Source organism: Paenibacillus macquariensis, assembly GCF_900156375.1.
Taxonomy (GTDB): domain Bacteria; phylum Bacillota; class Bacilli; order Paenibacillales; family Paenibacillaceae; genus Paenibacillus_AQ; species Paenibacillus_AQ macquariensis.
This window is the reverse complement of record NZ_FTNK01000002.1, coordinates 473,320-492,280: the sequence shown is the minus strand read 5'-3', so window position 1 is coordinate 492,280 and position 18,961 is coordinate 473,320. Positions and strand designations below refer to the sequence as shown.

The 18,961-nt window shown below is 41.4% G+C and carries 13 protein-coding genes and 1 pseudogene; 5 read left to right on the top strand and 9 right to left on the bottom strand.

The features are described 5' to 3' along the window. Positions 1-47: 47 nt before the first annotated feature. On the top strand, positions 48-914 hold the full coding sequence (locus BW961_RS05275; protein ID WP_068581649.1) for an alkaline phosphatase family protein: 867 nt from the start codon (positions 48-50) through the stop codon (positions 912-914). Between the two features lie 168 nt (positions 915-1,082). Here BW961_RS05275 and BW961_RS05270 read toward each other — a convergent pair whose 3' ends face one another. Further along, a complete protein-coding gene (locus tag BW961_RS05270; RefSeq protein ID WP_068581646.1) occupies positions 1,083-1,889 on the bottom strand; it encodes a COG4705 family protein in 807 nt (268 codons plus the stop codon). Between the two features lie 358 nt (positions 1,890-2,247). Between BW961_RS05270 and BW961_RS05265 the strand changes: the two genes are divergently transcribed. Then, the gene (locus BW961_RS05265) at positions 2,248-2,751 is read left to right on the top strand and encodes a C40 family peptidase (RefSeq protein WP_068581643.1); all 504 of its coding nucleotides are present in this window, start codon (positions 2,248-2,250) and stop codon (positions 2,749-2,751) included. Between the two features lie 229 nt (positions 2,752-2,980). On the opposite strand, the pseudogene BW961_RS05260 reads toward BW961_RS05265, so the two are convergent. Together BW961_RS05260 and BW961_RS05250 are read right to left on the bottom strand one after the other, a co-directional pair. Next, positions 2,981-3,313: pseudogene (locus tag BW961_RS05260) on the bottom strand (ATP-binding cassette domain-containing protein); the annotation flags it as partial. Positions 3,314-3,963: 650 nt separating this feature from the next. After that, positions 3,964-5,520, bottom strand: a complete 1,557-nt coding sequence (locus BW961_RS05250) for an ABC-F family ATP-binding cassette domain-containing protein (RefSeq protein ID WP_068581634.1) — start codon at positions 5,518-5,520, stop codon at positions 3,964-3,966. A 332-nt stretch (positions 5,521-5,852) separates the two neighbouring features. Between BW961_RS05250 and BW961_RS05245 the strand changes: the two genes are divergently transcribed. Then, complete coding sequence (locus tag BW961_RS05245; RefSeq protein ID WP_068581630.1) at positions 5,853-6,392, top strand: NADPH-dependent FMN reductase; 540 nt, start codon at positions 5,853-5,855, stop codon at positions 6,390-6,392. Positions 6,393-6,507: 115 nt separating this feature from the next. On the opposite strand, the gene cdaS is transcribed toward BW961_RS05245, so the two are convergent. After that, the gene (cdaS, locus tag BW961_RS05240; protein ID WP_068581627.1) at positions 6,508-7,122 is read right to left on the bottom strand and encodes a sporulation-specific diadenylate cyclase CdaS; all 615 of its coding nucleotides are present in this window, start codon (positions 7,120-7,122) and stop codon (positions 6,508-6,510) included. Between the two features lie 482 nt (positions 7,123-7,604). Here cdaS and BW961_RS05235 point away from each other — a divergent pair, with 482 nt between their 5' ends. Next, positions 7,605-8,144, top strand: coding sequence for an NADPH-dependent FMN reductase (locus BW961_RS05235; RefSeq protein WP_068581624.1), 540 nt, complete (start codon positions 7,605-7,607; stop codon positions 8,142-8,144). A 169-nt stretch (positions 8,145-8,313) separates the two neighbouring features. On the opposite strand, the gene BW961_RS05230 is transcribed toward BW961_RS05235, so the two are convergent. Then, positions 8,314-9,726, bottom strand: a complete 1,413-nt coding sequence (locus BW961_RS05230; protein ID WP_068581621.1) for an MFS transporter — start codon at positions 9,724-9,726, stop codon at positions 8,314-8,316. 19 nt (positions 9,727-9,745) lie between these two features. Next, entirely contained in the window at positions 9,746-12,040 is a 2,295-nt protein-coding gene (locus BW961_RS05225; protein WP_068581617.1) for a glycoside hydrolase family 2 protein, read from the bottom strand. Positions 12,041-12,282: 242 nt separating this feature from the next. Between BW961_RS05225 and BW961_RS05220 the strand changes: the two genes are divergently transcribed. After that, positions 12,283-13,431, top strand: a complete 1,149-nt coding sequence (locus BW961_RS05220; RefSeq protein ID WP_244555876.1) for a helix-turn-helix domain-containing protein — start codon at positions 12,283-12,285, stop codon at positions 13,429-13,431. A 187-nt stretch (positions 13,432-13,618) separates the two neighbouring features. Here BW961_RS05220 and BW961_RS05215 read toward each other — a convergent pair whose 3' ends face one another. From BW961_RS05215 to BW961_RS05205, 3 genes are read right to left on the bottom strand one after another with little or no spacing between them, the layout of a single operon-like run. Then, complete coding sequence (locus BW961_RS05215) at positions 13,619-14,767, bottom strand: mannitol-1-phosphate 5-dehydrogenase (RefSeq protein WP_068581611.1); 1,149 nt, start codon at positions 14,765-14,767, stop codon at positions 13,619-13,621. Between the two features lie 39 nt (positions 14,768-14,806). After that, on the bottom strand, positions 14,807-16,774 hold the full coding sequence (locus BW961_RS05210) for a PTS mannitol transporter subunit IICBA (RefSeq protein ID WP_068581608.1): 1,968 nt from the start codon (positions 16,772-16,774) through the stop codon (positions 14,807-14,809). Next, positions 16,771-18,909: a BglG family transcription antiterminator gene (locus BW961_RS05205; protein WP_068581603.1), complete on the bottom strand. Its 2,139-nt coding sequence runs from the start codon at positions 18,907-18,909 to the stop codon at positions 16,771-16,773. The genes BW961_RS05210 and BW961_RS05205 overlap by 4 nt, the downstream gene beginning before the upstream one ends. Positions 18,910-18,961 lie beyond the last annotated feature (52 nt).

Sequence of the window (18,961 nt, the reverse complement as noted above, 5' to 3'; positions counted from 1 at the left end):
CCTATAATGAGTACGCAACAATCCAATAGGAGAATGGAGACTCAATCATGAAGAACTGTAAGCAGCGAATCTTTTCAATATTTATACTTGTGTTCATTCTCTCTTCTACAATCCCGTTTAGAATGACAAGTCACGCTGCAGTAAATCCGGTTTCAAAAAAGTACAAAGTCGATCATATTGTCGTGATCGTGGAAGAAAATCATTCGTATCGGGAAATCTATAATAATTCTAACGCTCCATATATGAATCAATTGATGAACAATGGTGCAAACCTGGTCAACCATTACGCGATTGAGCACCCAAGCCAACCAAACTATTTAGATTTATTTTCCGGAAACAACCAAGGCGTTACTAATGATAAAACACCGAAACATCTATTCAAAACAGATAATCTCGCTTCCGAGTTAATTGCAAAGGGTCTCACATTCGGAGGATACTCTGAGGGTTTACCGAATATTGGATTTTCGGGGCCTTATGATCTGAAAACAAACTATGCTCGAAAACATAATCCATGGGTAAATTTCACTAATATTCCTACGAGCGTTAATATGCCTTTTACCAGCTTCCCTAAAGACTATTCCAAGCTTCCTACCATTTCCTTTGTCATTCCGAATATGGATCACGATATTCACGATGGAACAGTAAAGGAAGCCGATCTTTGGTTAAAAGAGAATCTTTCCGCTTACATAAAATGGGCAGAAAAGCACAATAGTCTTCTTATCCTTACTTGGGATGAGGACGATATGAGCGCTAAAAATAAAATTCCAACAGTACTCTTTGGCCCAATGGTGAAAAAAGGAACCTACAATGTGAAATCGAATCATTATTCGCTTCTACGCACGATTGAAGATATTTACGGCTTACAACAATTGGGTAAAAGTAAACAAGCGAAGCCACTCGAAATTTGGAAATAATTAAACCCTCATTATGTTATCCCTCCTTTTATAAATTATTAATTTCAGAAAAAACTATGCTGCGACTTTCCCTCGGTTAAGTACCGAGAAATGGTCGCAGCTTAGTTTTACGTATACTTTATATGGACGATGTTCTTGTCCTCCGACATATCTGTAACCTTATGAACACTACTCCCTTGGGGGGAGTGAGAGCGGGTTCTCATCTCTTCTCGTCTTGGTCAGGTATATGACTATGATTAAGATCGTTACGAGAAAGATCGCACTTGTTACTACTGTGCCCAGTTCAAGGCCACCCTCATCGCGGGGCTGTAACAGGTAATCGCCAAGAGAGGCGCCCAGAGGACGGGTCAAAATGTAGGCCATCCAGAAGGCAAGCACTGCATTCAGCTTGAAGAAGTAGTGGGCGAAAGTCACCACCCCGATCAGTGCAGCAAACATGAGCGCTGACACCAAGTATCCCAAATTGAGACCCTCCGCTACGAGGTCACCGGCTGCAGTACCCAAGGCAAAGGTGAACAGGATAGTCAACCAGTAAAACGCTTCTCGCTTGGTCGTGTAGATGGAGTGAATGGAGAGTGTCTTCTCACTCGCGTACCAAGCGACAAAGGTCGCCAGTAGCGCGATGGTGAAGATGATGGTGGTCGTCTCCAGACTGACCCCGAGGTTGTCCACGAGGTTGTCGGTGACCAGCGTGCCGACAACGCTGATCAGCACGACCGCGAGCCAATAGATCCCCGGCACGTACTTCTTCGTCCTGAACTGATAAAATAACGTGATGAGTAAAAGGCAACTCATGACGAAGGTCGTAATGGTCAAGCCCAAGTTCAGGTTTACATTCAGAAAGTCTGCGGCCGTCTCGCCCACCGTGGTTGCCAAGATCTTGATGATCCAGAAGAAGATTGTGACTTCTGGAACCTTGTTCAACAACTGTAAGTCTCGTGGTTGGGCGATCGCGACTTTTTCATGATTTTCCATTTATGAATCCTCCATATTCCCCTCTTTTTAGACCACATTCGACTAACTAACTGTACACGCTTCACATTAAAAAATAATGTGAATTACATCGTTGTTATAAAAAGAAGTTTCCCTATATCAAAGAAAATATTCATTTTTTGTTGACGAATAGCCCTAGAGTTACTTCCGTAACTGAAAATGAGCTAACGTCAATAAGAGATTCATGTGGATTTTCTCATAGATTTATAATAATCGGCGAAATGCCATTGGGTGACAAGCGTTGCAGCCCTTACTAGAAAGTGTTGGGTAAAAATGATGTGTTATGGTTATTTCAGGTGATCAGCACCTTCTCAATTAGCACACTCAAGGGAGGCCCATTATGAATACGAATCCTAAAAGACGTTTTAGTAAGTCGTTGGTCGGTGCCACGTTAAGCCTTTCGATCGTTTTGTCGGCAGGCACGATGTTTACAAATACGCATTCGGCTTATGCCGCAAGTTCTTCTATCGCTGACAACGTGATTACGACTGGTAAGCAGTTCTTAGGTGTTCCTTATCAATTCGGAGCCAAATCGAACAACACCAGCGCGTTTGACTGTTCTTCGTTCACACAATACGTATTCAAACAAGGCGGGATCAACATCCCTCGCTCGTCTAAACAACAATCCAACGTAGGTATATTCGTGTCTAGAGACCAATTGCAACCAGGTGATTTGATTTTCTCGGATACCAATCGAGACGGCATTATTAACCACGTAAGTCTCTATATCGGTAACGGACAACTTCTGCACACATACAGGGCCGGTATCGGTGTTACGATTTCGAATTTCGCAGGCAGCACATGGGACCGAACTTACGTTACAGCACGCAGAGTGCTTCCGTAAGAAAGACAACCTATCGTGAAGACTTCGGCCGACAACCATTACGAATCCTCAGCCCAGTAAACCGTCTAAACTGTCTAGCACAAAGAGATAACTAAGAAGTAAATCCACTATTGACTGTACGTTAAAGTGGATTTACTTACTTAATGTCCAAAAAATAATCTGACGTATAATCAAAAAAAGCCCATGGAGTCCTAACATATTCGTTAGTACCCCATAGGCTTGTTCATTGTTATTTAAAATACTTTACTTTCGTCGTCCAAGACTCGCAATTCCAGAAATCTGTTGCAATATCCTGATAGAATTCAGGTTCGTGAGAGATCATCAGGATGGTTCCCTTGAATGCTTTCAAAGCACGCTTAAGTTCTTCCTTCGCATCTATATCCAAATGGTTCGTAGGTTCATCTAATACGAGTATATTTGTCTCCGTATTAATGAGTTTACATAGACGCACTTTGGCTTTTTCTCCACCACTCAGAACAGCGATCTTGCTCTCAATATGCTTCGTAGTTAGTCCGCAATTCGCAAGGGCAGCACGTACTTCATATTGTGAAAGAGACGGGAACGTTTCCTGGATTGTACCGACTTCTTCAAGTAGCTTCTCGATTTCTTCTGGTGTTCTGTCATACATATCGTTCATTTCTTTCTCGATGTCAAACAAGTATTGGAATGCACATCGCAATACATCTTGAATCGTTAACCCTTGCGTCAACGATAGGCTTTATTGAAATTGCGTGAATAAATGTCGAAATCATAGTTTTCCTGCGATTACCCAAGAAATAATTTAAAATAGGAGGAATCTATAAGTGTTTCTTTACTAGAATGATTTCGATGATAACAAGTATGGCCATGAACAGGCACATTCCAATTGAGAATGGCATGACCTTAATTCCTGATCCCTCCAATTTTCTTATGTAAAAGCTTCCTACTAACCCTATAACGGGTATAATTACTGCTAGTAATGCGATTATTCTTTTCGCTCTCTTCATTTGTCGTTTTCCTCTTATTCAAATCACCTTAATTTACTATATTATACTTTTATAACCACCATACATTTTAAACCCCTAAATTCATATAATTCTTTAGTGTAATTTTGTAGATATAGGTGCATTCCAACGTATACTAGCCCGACCATATATCATATTTAAATATTAGTAAAATAAAAAAAGCCCATGGACTCCTAACATAATCGTTAGCACGCCATAGGCTCGTTTATTAAAATACTTTCGTTGTCCAAGACTCGCAATTCCAGATATCTGTTGCAATATCCTGATAAAATTCAGGTTCGTGAGAGATCATCAGGATGGTTCCCTTGAATGCTTTCAAAGCACGCTTAAGTTCTTCCTTCGCATCTATATCCAAATGGTTCGTAGGTTCATCTAATACGAGTATATTGGTCTCCGTATTAATGAGTTTACATAGACGCACTTTGGCCTTTTCTCCACCACTCAGAACAGCGATCTTGCTCTCAATATGCTTCGTGGTTAGTCCGCATTTCGCAAGGGCAGCACGTACTTCATATTGTGAAAGAGACGGGAACGTTTCCCATATTTCCTCGATACAAGTATTATAATTGCCTTCTTTCATCTCTTGCTCAAAATAACCAATCTCCTGGTTATAGCCAAGCTCTACTGAACCAGACAAGGCCTGAATTTCACCAAGAATACTACGTAACAAGGTTGTTTTCCCAATCCCATTAGCACCAACAAGTGCAATCTTCTGTCCACGTTCCATAATCAAATCCAATGGACGAGATAAAGGCTCATCATAACCGATTACGAGACCTTTTGCTTCAAATATAACTTTTCCGGCAGTTTTGCCTTCTTTGAAATTAAACTGTGGCTTCGGTTTGTCCTTCGAAAGTTCGATGACATCCATCTTGTCGAGCTTTTTCTGTCTGGACATCGCCATATTACGGGTAGCCACACTCGCTTTGTTACGAGCAACGAAGTCTTTCAGTTCTGAAATTTCTTGTTGTTGCCGGTTAAATGCAGATTCAAGCTGAGTTTTTCTCATTTCATAGACCTGCTGGAATTGTTCATAATCACCAACATATCGAGTCAGCTTTTGATTTTCCATATGATAAATCAGGTTAATAACACTATTCAAGAATGGCATATCATGTGAGATCAGAATAAAAGCATTCTCATACTCTTGCAGATAACGTCTCAACCATTCAATATGTTGCTCATCCAGATAGTTCGTCGGCTCATCCAGGAGCAAAATATCTGGCTTCTCTAGTAGCAACTTCGCAAGTAAAATTTTGGTACGTTGTCCTCCACTGAGGTCGTTCACGTCGCGATCTAATCCAATGTCAGTGATCCCAAGTCCACGTGCCGTCTCTTGCACCTTCGCATCAATCATATAGAAATCTTGACTTGTTAGCGTGTCTTGGATTGTTCCAACTTCTTCAAGTAACTTCTCCAGTTCTTCAGGTGTTACATCACCCATCTTGCCATACATATCATTCATTTCTTGCTCAAGGTCGAACAAGTATTGGAACGCACTACGTAATACATCTTGAATTGTTAGCCCTTTCGTTAGAACAGCATGCTGATCAAGATAACCGACACGCACCCGTTTGGACCATTCAACCTTGCCTTCATCGGGCTGCAACTTGCCTGTAACAATATTCATAAAAGTAGATTTACCTTCGCCGTTCGCACCGAATAATCCAATATGCTCGCCTTTGAGAAGACGGAATGCAACATCCTTGAAGATTGCGCGATCTCCAAAGCCATGACTTAATCCTTCAACATTTAATATGCTCATGTATAGACACCTTTTTCATATATTTTATCGTTATATTATAAGCAGGATTAAGTAAAAACTCAATGGAGAAACTTTTTTTGATCATATTAATGATGGATAAGTTGTTGTGTACAATCTTCACAATTAAACATTAACTAACAATATTAAAGTTACTTGACAATATACATACGATTCAGTATTATTATCTCAAATAGAAGATACTGTAAAAAATGACACCCTAGAGAAACATTTTTATTTGCAATATATTTATGCCTTATAGATTTTATTGGTGGTCTAGTTCATGAGTTTTTGTGGGGAATATTTGGTAAAACAACTACTGAGGAGGAAATAACATGTCAAAATTAAATATCGGAATTATCTTGGGAAGTACTCGTCAAGGTCGTGTAAGTCCACAAGTGGGAGAATGGGTAAAACGTGTCGCTGATCAACGTGGCGATGCGAACTATGAAATAGTAGATATTGCGGAATTTAAACTTCCACTATTAGGGGAAGCGGATGCTACAGAACAAGCAACAGCATGGAATACAAAGCTTGCTAGCTTGGATGGGTTCGTATTTATCGTCTCAGAATACAACCACAGCATAACAGCGTCATTGAAAAATGCACTTGATTATGCACGTGATGCTTGGAACAATAAAGCAGCAGGTATCGTAAGTTATGGTTCTGTAGGTGGCGCTCGTGCAGCTGAACATCTACGCGGTATCTTGGGTGAATTGTCCGTAGCGGACGTTCGTGTTCATCCAGCCTTGTCCCTATTCACTGATTTCGAGAACGGAACTGTGTTCAAACCGGCAGATATGCATCTTACCAATGTAAACGGCATGCTTGATCAAGTACTTGCTTGGAGCGGTGCATTAAAAACGTTGCGTTAATAGCAATCTCCCAACACCTCTTTCATAAGAGGTGTTTTTTTATTTCAAAAAAGGTTACTTCTCCTCTAACTCGAAACAATTCATCTAACAATATATTAATTCAATATACAAATCATCACATTGGAGAAAACGGGTATAGATTCCCTTTCAAACTAAACGATGCTTGTCCTGTTTCTTCCGATACGATAATGACAAGCGCATCGCATATTTCAGATAAACCAAGTCCTGCTCGATGTCTCGTTCCCAGTTTCTTCTGTTCAGTCTCCCTCTGAGTTAAAGGCAAAACGTTTGCTGCAGAAATAATTTTGTCGCCTTGTATTAGGACTGCGCCATCATGTAGAGGGCCACCAGGAGTGAAAATGGATTCTAGCAACGAATATGTCAACGTCGCAGAAATCATTACGCCCGGCGTAATAAAATTATCGATGTCATCTGATCTTTCTACTACAATAAGTGCTCCATGACGCTGTTGTGATAAGTGGGTAATCGCTTGAGATAACTCATCGTATCTAGCTGTATAAGGGGCGAGAAAACATTTCAAATAAAAGGTTGAGGCAAGCGATTCCGTATCTACAAATTGTTCTTTCATATTATGGAACTCGTTCAACAAACAGTTACCAGCTTCGTGTTCTAATCCGTGGATCAATGCATCGATGGATAAGCTTAATTGTAGAAGTCTATTCTTCACTTCAACTTGCATTGGAGAGACGTCACATTGTATATCATCCATTCTTCCACCCCGCTTAAATGTTTGAGTCGTGCTTAAAACGACGAATAATACTTCTATTTTGCTTACCAACCTTTTCTTCTATACATCATCAGTTATATGAGCACCGAGGAGACGGACTACAACGGTTGCACACAAATGCCCGTTAAAAATTCATCTTAGTCGATGACATCAGTAACAAAGGCTAAGCCCAAATAAACAATCGCAGCCAGAAGCATGCCCACAGCCGCGACTTCCATCTTTCCGAAATTAGCTACTATGTTACTCTGCAATAAAACTAACTAAATGATAGTTACTTGACAAAACTCATTAATTTGATTATGATTATCTCAAGTCAAAGATACTTCAAATAGAGTCATCTAAGAATACGACTTATATTAATTGTTTAAATATAGTATTAAGCTTTATAAATTTAATTGGTGGTGTGGTTAATGGGTTTTTGGGGGAAAATATTTGGAAGTACAACTACTAAGGAGGAAACAACAATGTCAAAATTAAATATCGGAATTATCTTAGGAAGTACTCGTCAAGGTCGTGTAAGTCCACAAGTCGGAGAATGGGTAAAACGTGTCGCTGATCAACGTGGTGATGCGAACTATGAAATCGTAGATATTGCCGACTTTAAACTTCCACTATTAGGGGAAGCGGATGCTACAGAACAAGCAACAGCATGGAATACAAAGCTTGCTAGCTTGGATGGGTTCGTATTTATCGTTTCTGAATACAATCACAGCATAACAGCGTCATTGAAAAATGCACTTGATTATGCACGTGATGCTTGGAACAATAAAGCAGCAGGTATCGTAAGTTATGGTTCTGTAGGTGGCGCTCGTGCAGCTGAACATCTACGCGGTATCCTGGGTGAATTGTCCGTAGCGGACGTTCGTGTTCATCCAGCCTTGTCCCTATTCACTGATTTCGAGAACGGAACTGTGTTCAAACCGGCAGATATGCATCTTACCAATGTAAACGGCATGCTTGATCAAGTACTTGCTTGGAGCGGTGCATTGAAAACGTTGCGTTAATATTAAATTCCAACACCTCTTCTATTAAGAGGTGTTTTTTTGTTTCAGTAATATGGAGATCGCCTCGATTCAGATGTACAGGTGTAAAGATTGAACGTTGCCCCCACACAAATGCCCTGCAAGTTACGCTTCATTAGAAGCGCTTACATGCAGGGCATTTTGTTTCTGCTTATTTGCCTTCGTTACGCTTGCTTACCAAGTCAGCTGAGAGCTGCAACGTACGTTTTTTATTCAACGGATAGACAAAGACCAATAGTGCGAGAATTATAAGGTACACGAGGCCGGGCACTAATGTGCTTAAACGATATAAGCCATGCAATGTTTCTTCCGTTTGAACGGTATTCACCGAATTGTAGCCAATGACTGCAATGGCAAATCCGCCAATACCACCTGCAATCGCCTGGCCCAACTTTCGAGCAAATGAGTATACAGCGTAGACTGTCCCATCTTCCCGAAGACCCGTTAGAAATTCATGGTAATCGATGACATCCGTAACAAAGGCCCACACGACGAGATTGAAGAAGCCGACTCCAAAGGTGCCAATCGTGGAGATGGCAATGAATTGAATAGCTGTTAAATCTGGAATGAAGGCTAAGCTCAAATAAACAATGGCAGCCAGAAGCATGCCCACAGCCGCGACTTCCTTCTTTCCGAATTTAGCTACCAAAGGCTTAGCCATCGGAATCGCAATAATCATCGCTGAAATTTGAATAAGTCCGACGACACTTAGTAATGAAGCGCTTCCAAAGTAGTCTTTGTACAAATACACGTTAACCGCGCCTGAAAGCATGGTGAGCATCATGGAACCGAGCGAAACGATTAGCATGGCGATCAGCGGTTTATTTTTCAGCAAGCCTTTCAAGGTCAGCTTAAAGTTTGTTTTGTTTTCTTGTGAATCAGATGCGATAAGTCGCTCCGTTGACATTTTGTAGCAGGCAATATAACTAGAGAGAGAAAGAATTCCGAACACAATCGCTCCCATCATGAAGTGATTGGCATCTGCTTTGTTGTCAACGAACAGAATCAATGGTCCCAAGACGTTAACAAGTAACCCCGCAATCACCCCTCCCATCGTTCTAAAGGTAGATAACGTCGTACGCTCAACTGGATCACTCGTGATGGAAGAAGCCATGGAGCCGTAAGGAATATTGACCGTGCTATATAAGGTTCCCCATAGAATATAGGTAATGAACGCATAGACCAGATAGAATCCGTTGGACATCCCGGGAATTTGCACGAACATTAAGATACCGAAAAAAACAAGCGGGAAGGACATTCTGAGAATCCATGGCTTGAATTTCCCATGCCGACTTGCCTTCCTCGTATCAATGAATCTACCCCATGTCACATCTGCGACCGCATCCCAAACACGCGCAACTAAGAAGAGAATCCCTACCGAAGCGGCACTGATATGAAAAATATCAGTGTAATAAACCATTAAGAATGAGCTAACGATAAGAAAAAAGAAGTCGTTACCTAAATCCCCACACAAATAACCTATTTTATCTCGTATCCCAAATTTTCTAAATTCCTTTGATCTAACTTCTGGTTGCGTAGTCTGGAAATCGGTCACAGAACTCATATATTAATCTTCCTCTCTATCATTTACCAATCTGTGTAAGTTCTTTATTTAAGATGTAAATGAGCTTTTCATTGAAGATATCAGATGCTAGCGATGCTAGCGTATCCACTTTCATCCCACTGGCCATTCCAAACATCGGATTCTCGGAAAGATTGCCTAAATAGCTCTCAAGCACAGCGCGGGCAGCGTCATTCTCCATAATTGCACCCAACGTGCAACGAGTGGAATACACATCGTCTGTAATGATAAGGGGTTCAATCTTGACATCTTCTAGAACCGGAACCTGGAACCAGTTCTTGACGATACCGCCCTCTTCTACCGGTGCCGTATAGCTTGGATTAGCTTCCGCTACTTGATTGAAGTGCGCCGTATCCTCGTAAGTCTGTCCATCTTGCTGTGAGACTACTTTGATAGCATTGAATCCTTTCAATAAAGCCACGTTTTCAAAGGTGAAAATATGATTTTCACTACTAGAAGTCGCAAGTTCTACGCCATTCGCATAGAGGGTAACGTTATCGCAATTGGAGTACACTTTTACCTGGATAGCCTCATCCGCTCGATCGATGTAGCGTTTGCTCGTAATATGTACAAACTTCTCATTGGACCAATTCGCTTTATACATATAGAAGGCATCCTTCTTGATCTTCCTATCGTAGGTGATTAGACCTTTGTTGTTTCTGCCCAACACGCCGCCTTCATCACGAATATTTGCGCCGAAATCAAACATATTCCATACATATGTTGCCCAAAGGAAAGGTCTCTTCGCGAAGATATTCCACACGATTTCATGGTAAAGCGCATGATACTCTTCTGTGTAATCTTTAACCGCAGGCTGATTGTTGTGATATTGTAAAATGCCCTCTGCACCGTATTCGGAGATGCATAATTTCGCCGTTGGGTTCGTTTGGTGGAAACCATCAAGCCAATCTGCGAAATCTTCGGCTTTACCATTGTACCAACCATAATATTTGTTATAGCCAATAACATCCGTAACTTTGTTATAGTCGTCGTCATCTTCAACGAACATTACGTTGGCCATCGTTGTTAATCGTGTAGGGTCTTCCTGCTTAGTTAATGCATTCAATTCGCTAACAAGCTTTCGAAGTGCTGGCGTCTCTCCACCGATTTGAATTTCATTTTGGATACCCCAGAACATAATGGATGGATGATTGAAATTTTGTCTGATCAATTCAATCATCTGCTGCTTGGCATTGATACCTTCCAATTCGGTCTTGGACATCACTGAAATAAACGGAATTTCAGCCCAGATCACCATGCCTTCTTGATCACATAGATCGTAGAAGTACTGGTCATGCTGATAATGTGCCAGACGAATCGATGTGGCGCCAACTTCTTTTATTAAGGCCATATCTTCTTCATGTTCTTTAGGTGTAATAGCCCACCCCATATCTTTACGATCTTGGTGACGGGACACACCATGGAGATCAAGATGCTCACCGTTTAAGAAGAAGCCTTTATCCGCATCCACTTCGAAAAAGCGGACTCCGAATGGGATGGAGAGTTCATCGATGGTATCGTTAAAGCTATTTAAAGATATATTCACCTTATACATATAGGCATTTTGCATGCCATTCCATAGCGTAGGGTTTTGAATAATAACGGGTAGTTCTACCTCTTGCGTTTCCCCTGCTGTCAGCACCACTTCTTTCGCTGCATAAGCAACAGTTCGACCGTCTGCATCGAGAATATCTGCCCATAGTCTGACCTTCTTATCTTCCTCATCATTCGTTAGCTTCGATTTAATCGTAAGCGCAGCCTTCTCATGACTCACGTCGTCTTGAATGACATATACACCTGTGGAGCCATAATCCATCAAGTCAAAATGAACAGGATTCGCAATAATCAGGTTGACATTACGGTAGATCCCGCCGAAGAACGTGAAATCCGCCATCTGAGGATATACATCATCGACCACAGTGTTATCGACCTGAACACTTAACGTGTTCTCTGTGCCGTATTCGATAGCATCGGTCATGTCAAAGCGGAATGTGGAATATCCACCACGATGTTGTCCCAAATGCTGACCGTTGATATACACATCCGTAATGCTGTTTGAGCCTTCAAATTCTATGAATACGCGGTTTCCTTTGGCAATAGGATCGAGTACAAATGATTTACGATACCAGCAAGCGCCTTTATAGAAATCAAATCCATTAGCACCATCGATGGCGTTCCAAGTGTGTGGAAGAGTTATTGCTTCCCAACTGCTGTCATTATGTGTTCTTTCCATAGCGCTTATATCTGCTTGCTTGCTAAACTTCCATGAATAATTCATCTGGATTTTCTTTCTCATGAGTAAGAGTCCTTCTTTCTTAAGTGTTATTTTTAAATATTTGTAATCGCTTACAAACCAATTATAATTGATATTTCAGTTGCAAGATCGCACAATATTGATTACACTAGCACAAATATTGCTTTTTCCATAAATAGTAATAGAGAGGATGATCACCGCTGGAAGAGTTAGAATTTGATTGGCGCCATTTCAACAAAACAGTGCAATTGCTGCATACGTATACGAGAATGGATACAAGATTTGTGGATAAGCAAGATCGCATCATGTTGCAATTGGTGGATCATCACATGCCTCCCGCCCTGCAACAATCAGACCATGTATATTCATCGATCAACGAGGCCCTGCAGACAGCGAAGCCGAACAACTTCTTGTACTATATAAATACATTTGGACTAGAATATATCGTCGTTGGTGTAAGGAGAAATCAGACTTATTGTGGGTTCGTCCTCACCGGTCCCTTTCTTTCCAGTATTCCTGATACGGATTTCATCAGTGATATCATTGCGAGAAACAACCTACCTGTCAGTGAACGCAAGCAGCTTCAAGAGTTCTATCGCTCTTTATCTGTCATTAGCAGCAATGATTCAAATAGTCTAGGAGAATTGATCGTTAATTTATGTCTACATCCGCATACCGATTCCCAAATCATAACACCAGAAATTGTTAAGCCCGTTCTCGATAAATTACAACAAGACACCAAGATTGCGGAAAGTCAAACAACAATCGAGTTCAGATATGAATTTGAGAGGAGATTGATGGAGGCCATTGCGAGAGGAGATAAAGTTGAGTTAGCCAAAATACTCAATGAAGGGAACAGCTTCTCGAATGTTTCTGATCGGATTCCAGAAAGCCCTATTCGTTCGGCCAAAAACTTACTTATTACCCTAAATACGTTGTGCAGAGTTGCTGCAGAAAGGGGCGGTTTACATCCTGTTTACCTGGATACGATTTCTGAGAGATTCTCGATAACGATCGAAAGAGCTACCAATTTGCCGAACATCAAAAAATTAAACTTTGTAATCATACAAGAATATTGTGAAGCCGTACAGGCATACTCTACCCGAAAGTATAGCGTTATTGTCAAAAATGCGGTGAACTATATAGATCTGAACTTGGAAAAGCCTTTGACGCTACAAGATATTGCTGCAGATATCCATGTGAACCCCTCGCATCTGTCACGCAAATTCAAGCAGGAAGTTCAGATGACGATGATGGATTATATCAATCAGAAGCGAGTCGAAGAATCAAAGCTTCATTTGCAAAGAGGGAAGATATCTATTACCGATATCGCATTTATGGTCGGTTTCAACGATCTTAATTACTTCACCCGGGTGTTTAAAAAGTATATGTCGATGACACCATCTCAATATGTGAAGAATGCCAAAAGCTGAAGGCTGATAAGGCATCTCGTTGAAAAAAATACCATTCTAGCTAGTCAAATGGTGAGAAATATAGAATTCCGCATTAAACAAAGAAGACTGTAGGCAAACTAGATTAAGTTAGTTTGTCTACAGTCTGAAACGCCATCTCCTAAGGATGGTGTTTTTTTAACATTATGCTTAGTTTCGAGTAATAAATTTATACTTTGGAAGTCTTCGCATATTGCTCGCAGATGATACGGTAATCTTCGCTGCCCTCAGCAAATCCGGTAACAGAGGATACAACAGCTTCAATGCCTTTCTCTGCAATTTCCCCTTGTAACTCTTTGGACTGTAGGTCTTGTGAGTTATCATAATGGAATGCGGCTGCAATACCTTTCAAAAGCGCTTCATGTGGTAAACCATAGTCAATGGCAATATTGGCGGGACCTACAAGGCGGTCTGCTGGACCCAGCTTACGCAGAGGTTCTCGACCTACACGAATCACTTCATCGCGAATATATGGATTCTTAAAACGTTTTTCAATTTTGTCGATGTATTTGTAATGTTCTTCTTTGTCAAAACCATGCTTCTTGATGAGCGCATCGCCACTCTCTTCCATAGCTTGTCGAACCACTTTTCGTATGGAATCGTTATTGATGGCTTCTTCAATCGTTTCAATACCATCTAGATAACCAAGATAAGCAGTAATCGCATGACCGGTATTTAAAGTAAATAACTTACGCTGTACATAAGCAAGCAGATTATCCGTCAGCTTCATTCCTGGAATTTGAGGTGCTTCACCTTTAAGCGAAGGTTCTTCAACGATCCACTCGTAAAAGGACTCAACGCCAACATCAAGAATGTTATCACCTTGATAAGGAGGTACAATTCGGTCCACTGAACAGTTAGCAAACCCAACATTGTCTTTAGCATACGATTTACCCTCTTCAGATAGATGACTGTATACCTGTTCTTCCAAGTGCTTACTTCCACCGACCATATTCTCACAAGCAATGATATTAAGAATCCCTCTACCCGCTTCTCTACGCGCTTCGATACCTTTTGCAATGGTAGATGCAATGATTTTAAGGACATTTGGACCTACCGCAGTAGTTACGAAATCTGCTTCAGCCAATTCATTTATTATATCTGGACCATTCGAGAGTACACCGGAAACGTTAGTGATCGTTTCTTGTCTTTGCTCCAGATCAAGAATATGGATCTGGTAGCTTTTTTTCTCGTTCAGTTCATTTATCATTTGCTCATTAATATCTGCGAATACGACATGGTAAGATGCTTGGGAGAGAAGGGCACCGATAAAACCACGCCCGATGTTCCCTGCTCCAAATTGAATTGCTTTTTTCATATGATAAACCTGCTTTCGTAATGAAGATTAGAGTATCCTTTATTCTCCGAAGATGCTGTAAATTTCGTTAGGATCCTTAGATTGTGCCAGTCTATGCACTGTCGATTCGTCTTCGATCGCTTCCGCAATTTTGGTAAGAATCCGCATATGTTCTCTACCTGCGCCAGCAATACCAATGACTAGATAAGCGCGTCCACCTTCGAATTCAACACCTTCTGGATATTGGTGAACGACGATACCGCTCGTCTCTATCTCCTTCTTCGCGGCGCCTACTCCATGAGGAATCGCTACCCCATTACCAATATAAGTGGTTGCTATACCTTCACGTTCAATCATGGCATCCACATAGTGTGGTTTTACGTAGCCAGCTGCAACAAGAGATTCACCCGCACGGCGTATGGCATCTTCCTTACTTACGGATGGAAGATGAAGTGTGATGTTCTCTTTACGTAGAACCTCGCTACCCTTCGTTTCATCAGAAAGATGCTTCACGACTTCAGGAACTGTTTTTTCAATTGCGCCTGAAAAATCTTCTTTCGCGTAGTCAGCAACAGGTGACGGATTTTGCCCCTGTTTTGCTTTTAAATCTTCAATCAACTTGTCATAAATCGGATTGTTCACGAAATTATCAATTGAAATATGAATCGCATTTGGAGCTTTTGCTTGTGCCCGAGGTGTCAGGTTCTGCTGAGTAACAACGATATCTGCATCATTTGGAATATTCTCAATTGCTGTGTTCGTTACATCGATCGGCAGACCGGCTGTTTTTACTTTTTTACGGAATGAAGTAGCACCCATCGCACTAGAACCCATACCTGCATCACAAGCAAAGATGATTTTGTTAATTGTTGTTTTATTCTCCAAGTTAGCTACTGGAGCTGTGGCAGTACCTTTACTGCTACTCTTCATATCTGCAACTGCTTCTCTTGCTTTCTCCAAGTCTTCTTCATTTGTAGAAGATCTGCGTAAGAATAGAGAAGACAACAAGAACGATACAACGGTTGCTACAAGAACCCCCGCAAGAACAGGAATATATGCTCCTTTTGGCGTCAATGCCATGATGGCAATAATACTACCTGGGGATGATGCTGCAATCAGACCTGCATCCAGCAAGTTAAATGTGAATACACCTGCCATACCGGAGACAATGACCGATACGAGCATAATTGGTTTCATCAGGACATAAGGGAAGTAAACCTCATGAATACCACCAAAGAAATGGATTATTGCTGCGCCCGGTGCAGAACCCTTGATGGAACCTTTACCAAAAATCGAGTAAGCGAGCAACACTCCAAGACCAGGTCCTGGATTTGCTTCAAGCAAGAACATGATGGATTTCCCAGTGGTCTCTGCTTGCTGAATTCCAATAGGACTTAAGATTCCGTGATTAATTGCATTGTTCAAGAACAAAATTTTGGCCGGCTCAATAAAGATGGATACGAGTGGGAGAACTCCCCAAGCCAGCATTGTATCCACACCTGAAGCGAGAAGGTTGGTAAATGACTCTACAATGGGACCGATACCGTAAAGTCCTCCAATGGCTAGAACCATACCAATTATCCCGGCAGAGAAGTTATTTACGAGCATTTCAAAACCAGAAGGTGTTTTACTTCCAATATATTTATCGAACTGTTTGATTACCCATCCAGCAAGCGGACCCATGATCATGGCACCGATAAACATTGGAATATCGGCTCCTACAATAACTCCCATTGCAGCAATGGTCCCTATTACTCCACCTCTGTGATCGTGAACGGCTTTACCGCCGCTGTAGGCGATCAGTAGAGGAAGAAGATATTTAATCATTGGATCCACAAGGGATGCCAGTGTAGCATTTGGGAAATATCCTGCTTCAATAAAGAGCGCAGTCAATAGACCCCAAGCAATGAAAGCACCGATATTCGGCATAACCATTGCACTTAGGAAACGACCAAATTTTTGGGTTGCTTGCTTGATGTTTCCTGTTTTTTTAGTGACGGATCCACTAGTAGCTTCTAGCGTACTCATATTTGTTCTACCTCCATTGTGTATTGTTCCATTTTTCGTAAATATAAGTCTTTCAAAATACCCTGAATTTCTTTCGTTAAGGCATCTTGCCGAGCTACACTTAAACGAATAGCAAAACCTGGACGGTCAATCAGCGATTTGCTGACTTCACTTGCCGCTTCAAGATACGTACGTTCGCTTTGTTTAGGAGCTAATAGTATGATGGCAGCATAGAGATTAGCATCATCCTCTGTTCCGTATGTCATCGGTTCCTTAAAGCGGATAATGCCTAGCGTTAGACGATGAATCACTGTCGACCTGCAATGTAATAAAAAAATTCCCTCGGTAGAAAGAATGGTTTTCCCAAGTCGTTCCCTATCATGTAGTTCACGAATCAACGTAGATGCATCATCCTCTTGAGCGGTGAACTGCTTCGCAACCTTAAAGATCAACTCAGTGATGGTCCTTGAGTGTACCTGATCTTCAATCACCAGATTATTCATGAGATCTTGAATGCCTTGGATCAAATTTTTTTGTTTCTCCAACGTATCAGGTAAATAAGCTATTTCTTCACTCAAAGCAGGCTGAAGTTCCGGTAAAGGTTCAAGCTGTTCAAGAGCTGTTCTTACTTTCTTCATATCTGTTTCCCCAAGCAAAGGAGATACTCTAACGACCTGCCTCTTACTCGTCAGATCTACTGTTGTGATGACAAGATCGACTTGTTCATCAAGTTCGCTAACCTCTGCAGCAGAGATTACATCGACAATTTGTAGCGATGGAAATTCTTTTCTTATTCTTGTTTGCAGGAGACTCGAAGTACCCATACCACTTGCACATACAATTAAGACTCGGATGGATCGTTGTCTGTACTTGACCCCTGCATACTCAGACATCGCAGCGATGTGCAAAGCAATGTAACCGATTTCTGCCTCTGGTACAGGCTTTTCTAAATATTCCTCAATAACATTCGCGCACTCCCTTGCGATCTCATAGGTAATGGCATATTGCTCTTTGATCTGTGAGAGAAGGGGATTTCTAATATCAAGCCCAAGCTTTAAACGCTCAAGGGCAGGACCCAAATGGCTAATAAAAGCATAGAAAAGTTTACTGTTACTTTTCAACTCAAAGCCAGTTTTCGATTCTGCTTTTTTGAGAATTTGGCGCGCAAGCCGAACCAGTTCAAAACTGACATTCTCATAGGCTACATCCGATACTGCTTCTTCGATTTGAATCCTTGTCTGTGCACCCTTTAAATGCATCGTAATATAGCCAATCTCATCTTCGGGGATTGTCAGTCCAAGAGCTTCTTCCAAGCTTTGTACAAGCATCTGAGCAGCATTGAAATCAGGGTGTAGTCGCAGTTCGCTAAGTACGCTTGGGGGAATCTTAATATGCTGTCCTATTCTTATTCGCTCGATAGCAAGAGCAAGGTGAACGGCCAGTCCAATAAAGGCACTGTCTGTCAGCTTCATTCCCGTTTTTTCTTCAAGCTCTGTCAAATACTTTTCAATGATAATGATCGTGTTATCTTCAACAAGATTCAGAAGACGGCTGCGAATATGATGATGAATCTGCCCAATCACTTGTCCGCTTTCATTCATCGGATCTCTAACCAGGCGAATCAGTTCATATTCATCCACACTCTCATGAAGCAGATGAATAAGTGCGGCCCGATAATCCTTTTCCGTCCCTTCTACGTAGATACCATATCCTGGCTTACGCATTAGCTTAATATGAAAAGCCTCGAGCCATCCTTCTATAAGATCAAGATCATGACTGAGCATACCTTCGGTCACTTTAAATCTAGAAGCAAAGGCGAAAATCTTGATGGGTTCAGAACTTAGCAAAAGCTCACTAATGATAAAATAGCTGCGTTCATCTCGGGAATAGCTGGTTGGTGCTTTGAAACTTTCTAACGCGTCTTGAACAGAGTCGAAAGCTGCAGGCTCTCCTTCAAGCATAAGACCAGCTCCAGGTTTGCGGTTTAGCGTAAGTGCATAACCACTAAGCCATTTTTCCATAGCTGATAGCTCGCGTTTGATCGTCTTTTCACTTACATCCAATTCATCTGATAGCTCACGTACGGTTACAAAGCGGCCTGGCGATGCAAGAAGAAACCGGGTCATTTGGACTATTCTTTCACTAGGTTTCTTCATGATTCTACGCTCCTTGTAAAAAAGTAGCCGAAAACCAAGCTGGCCGAAATTT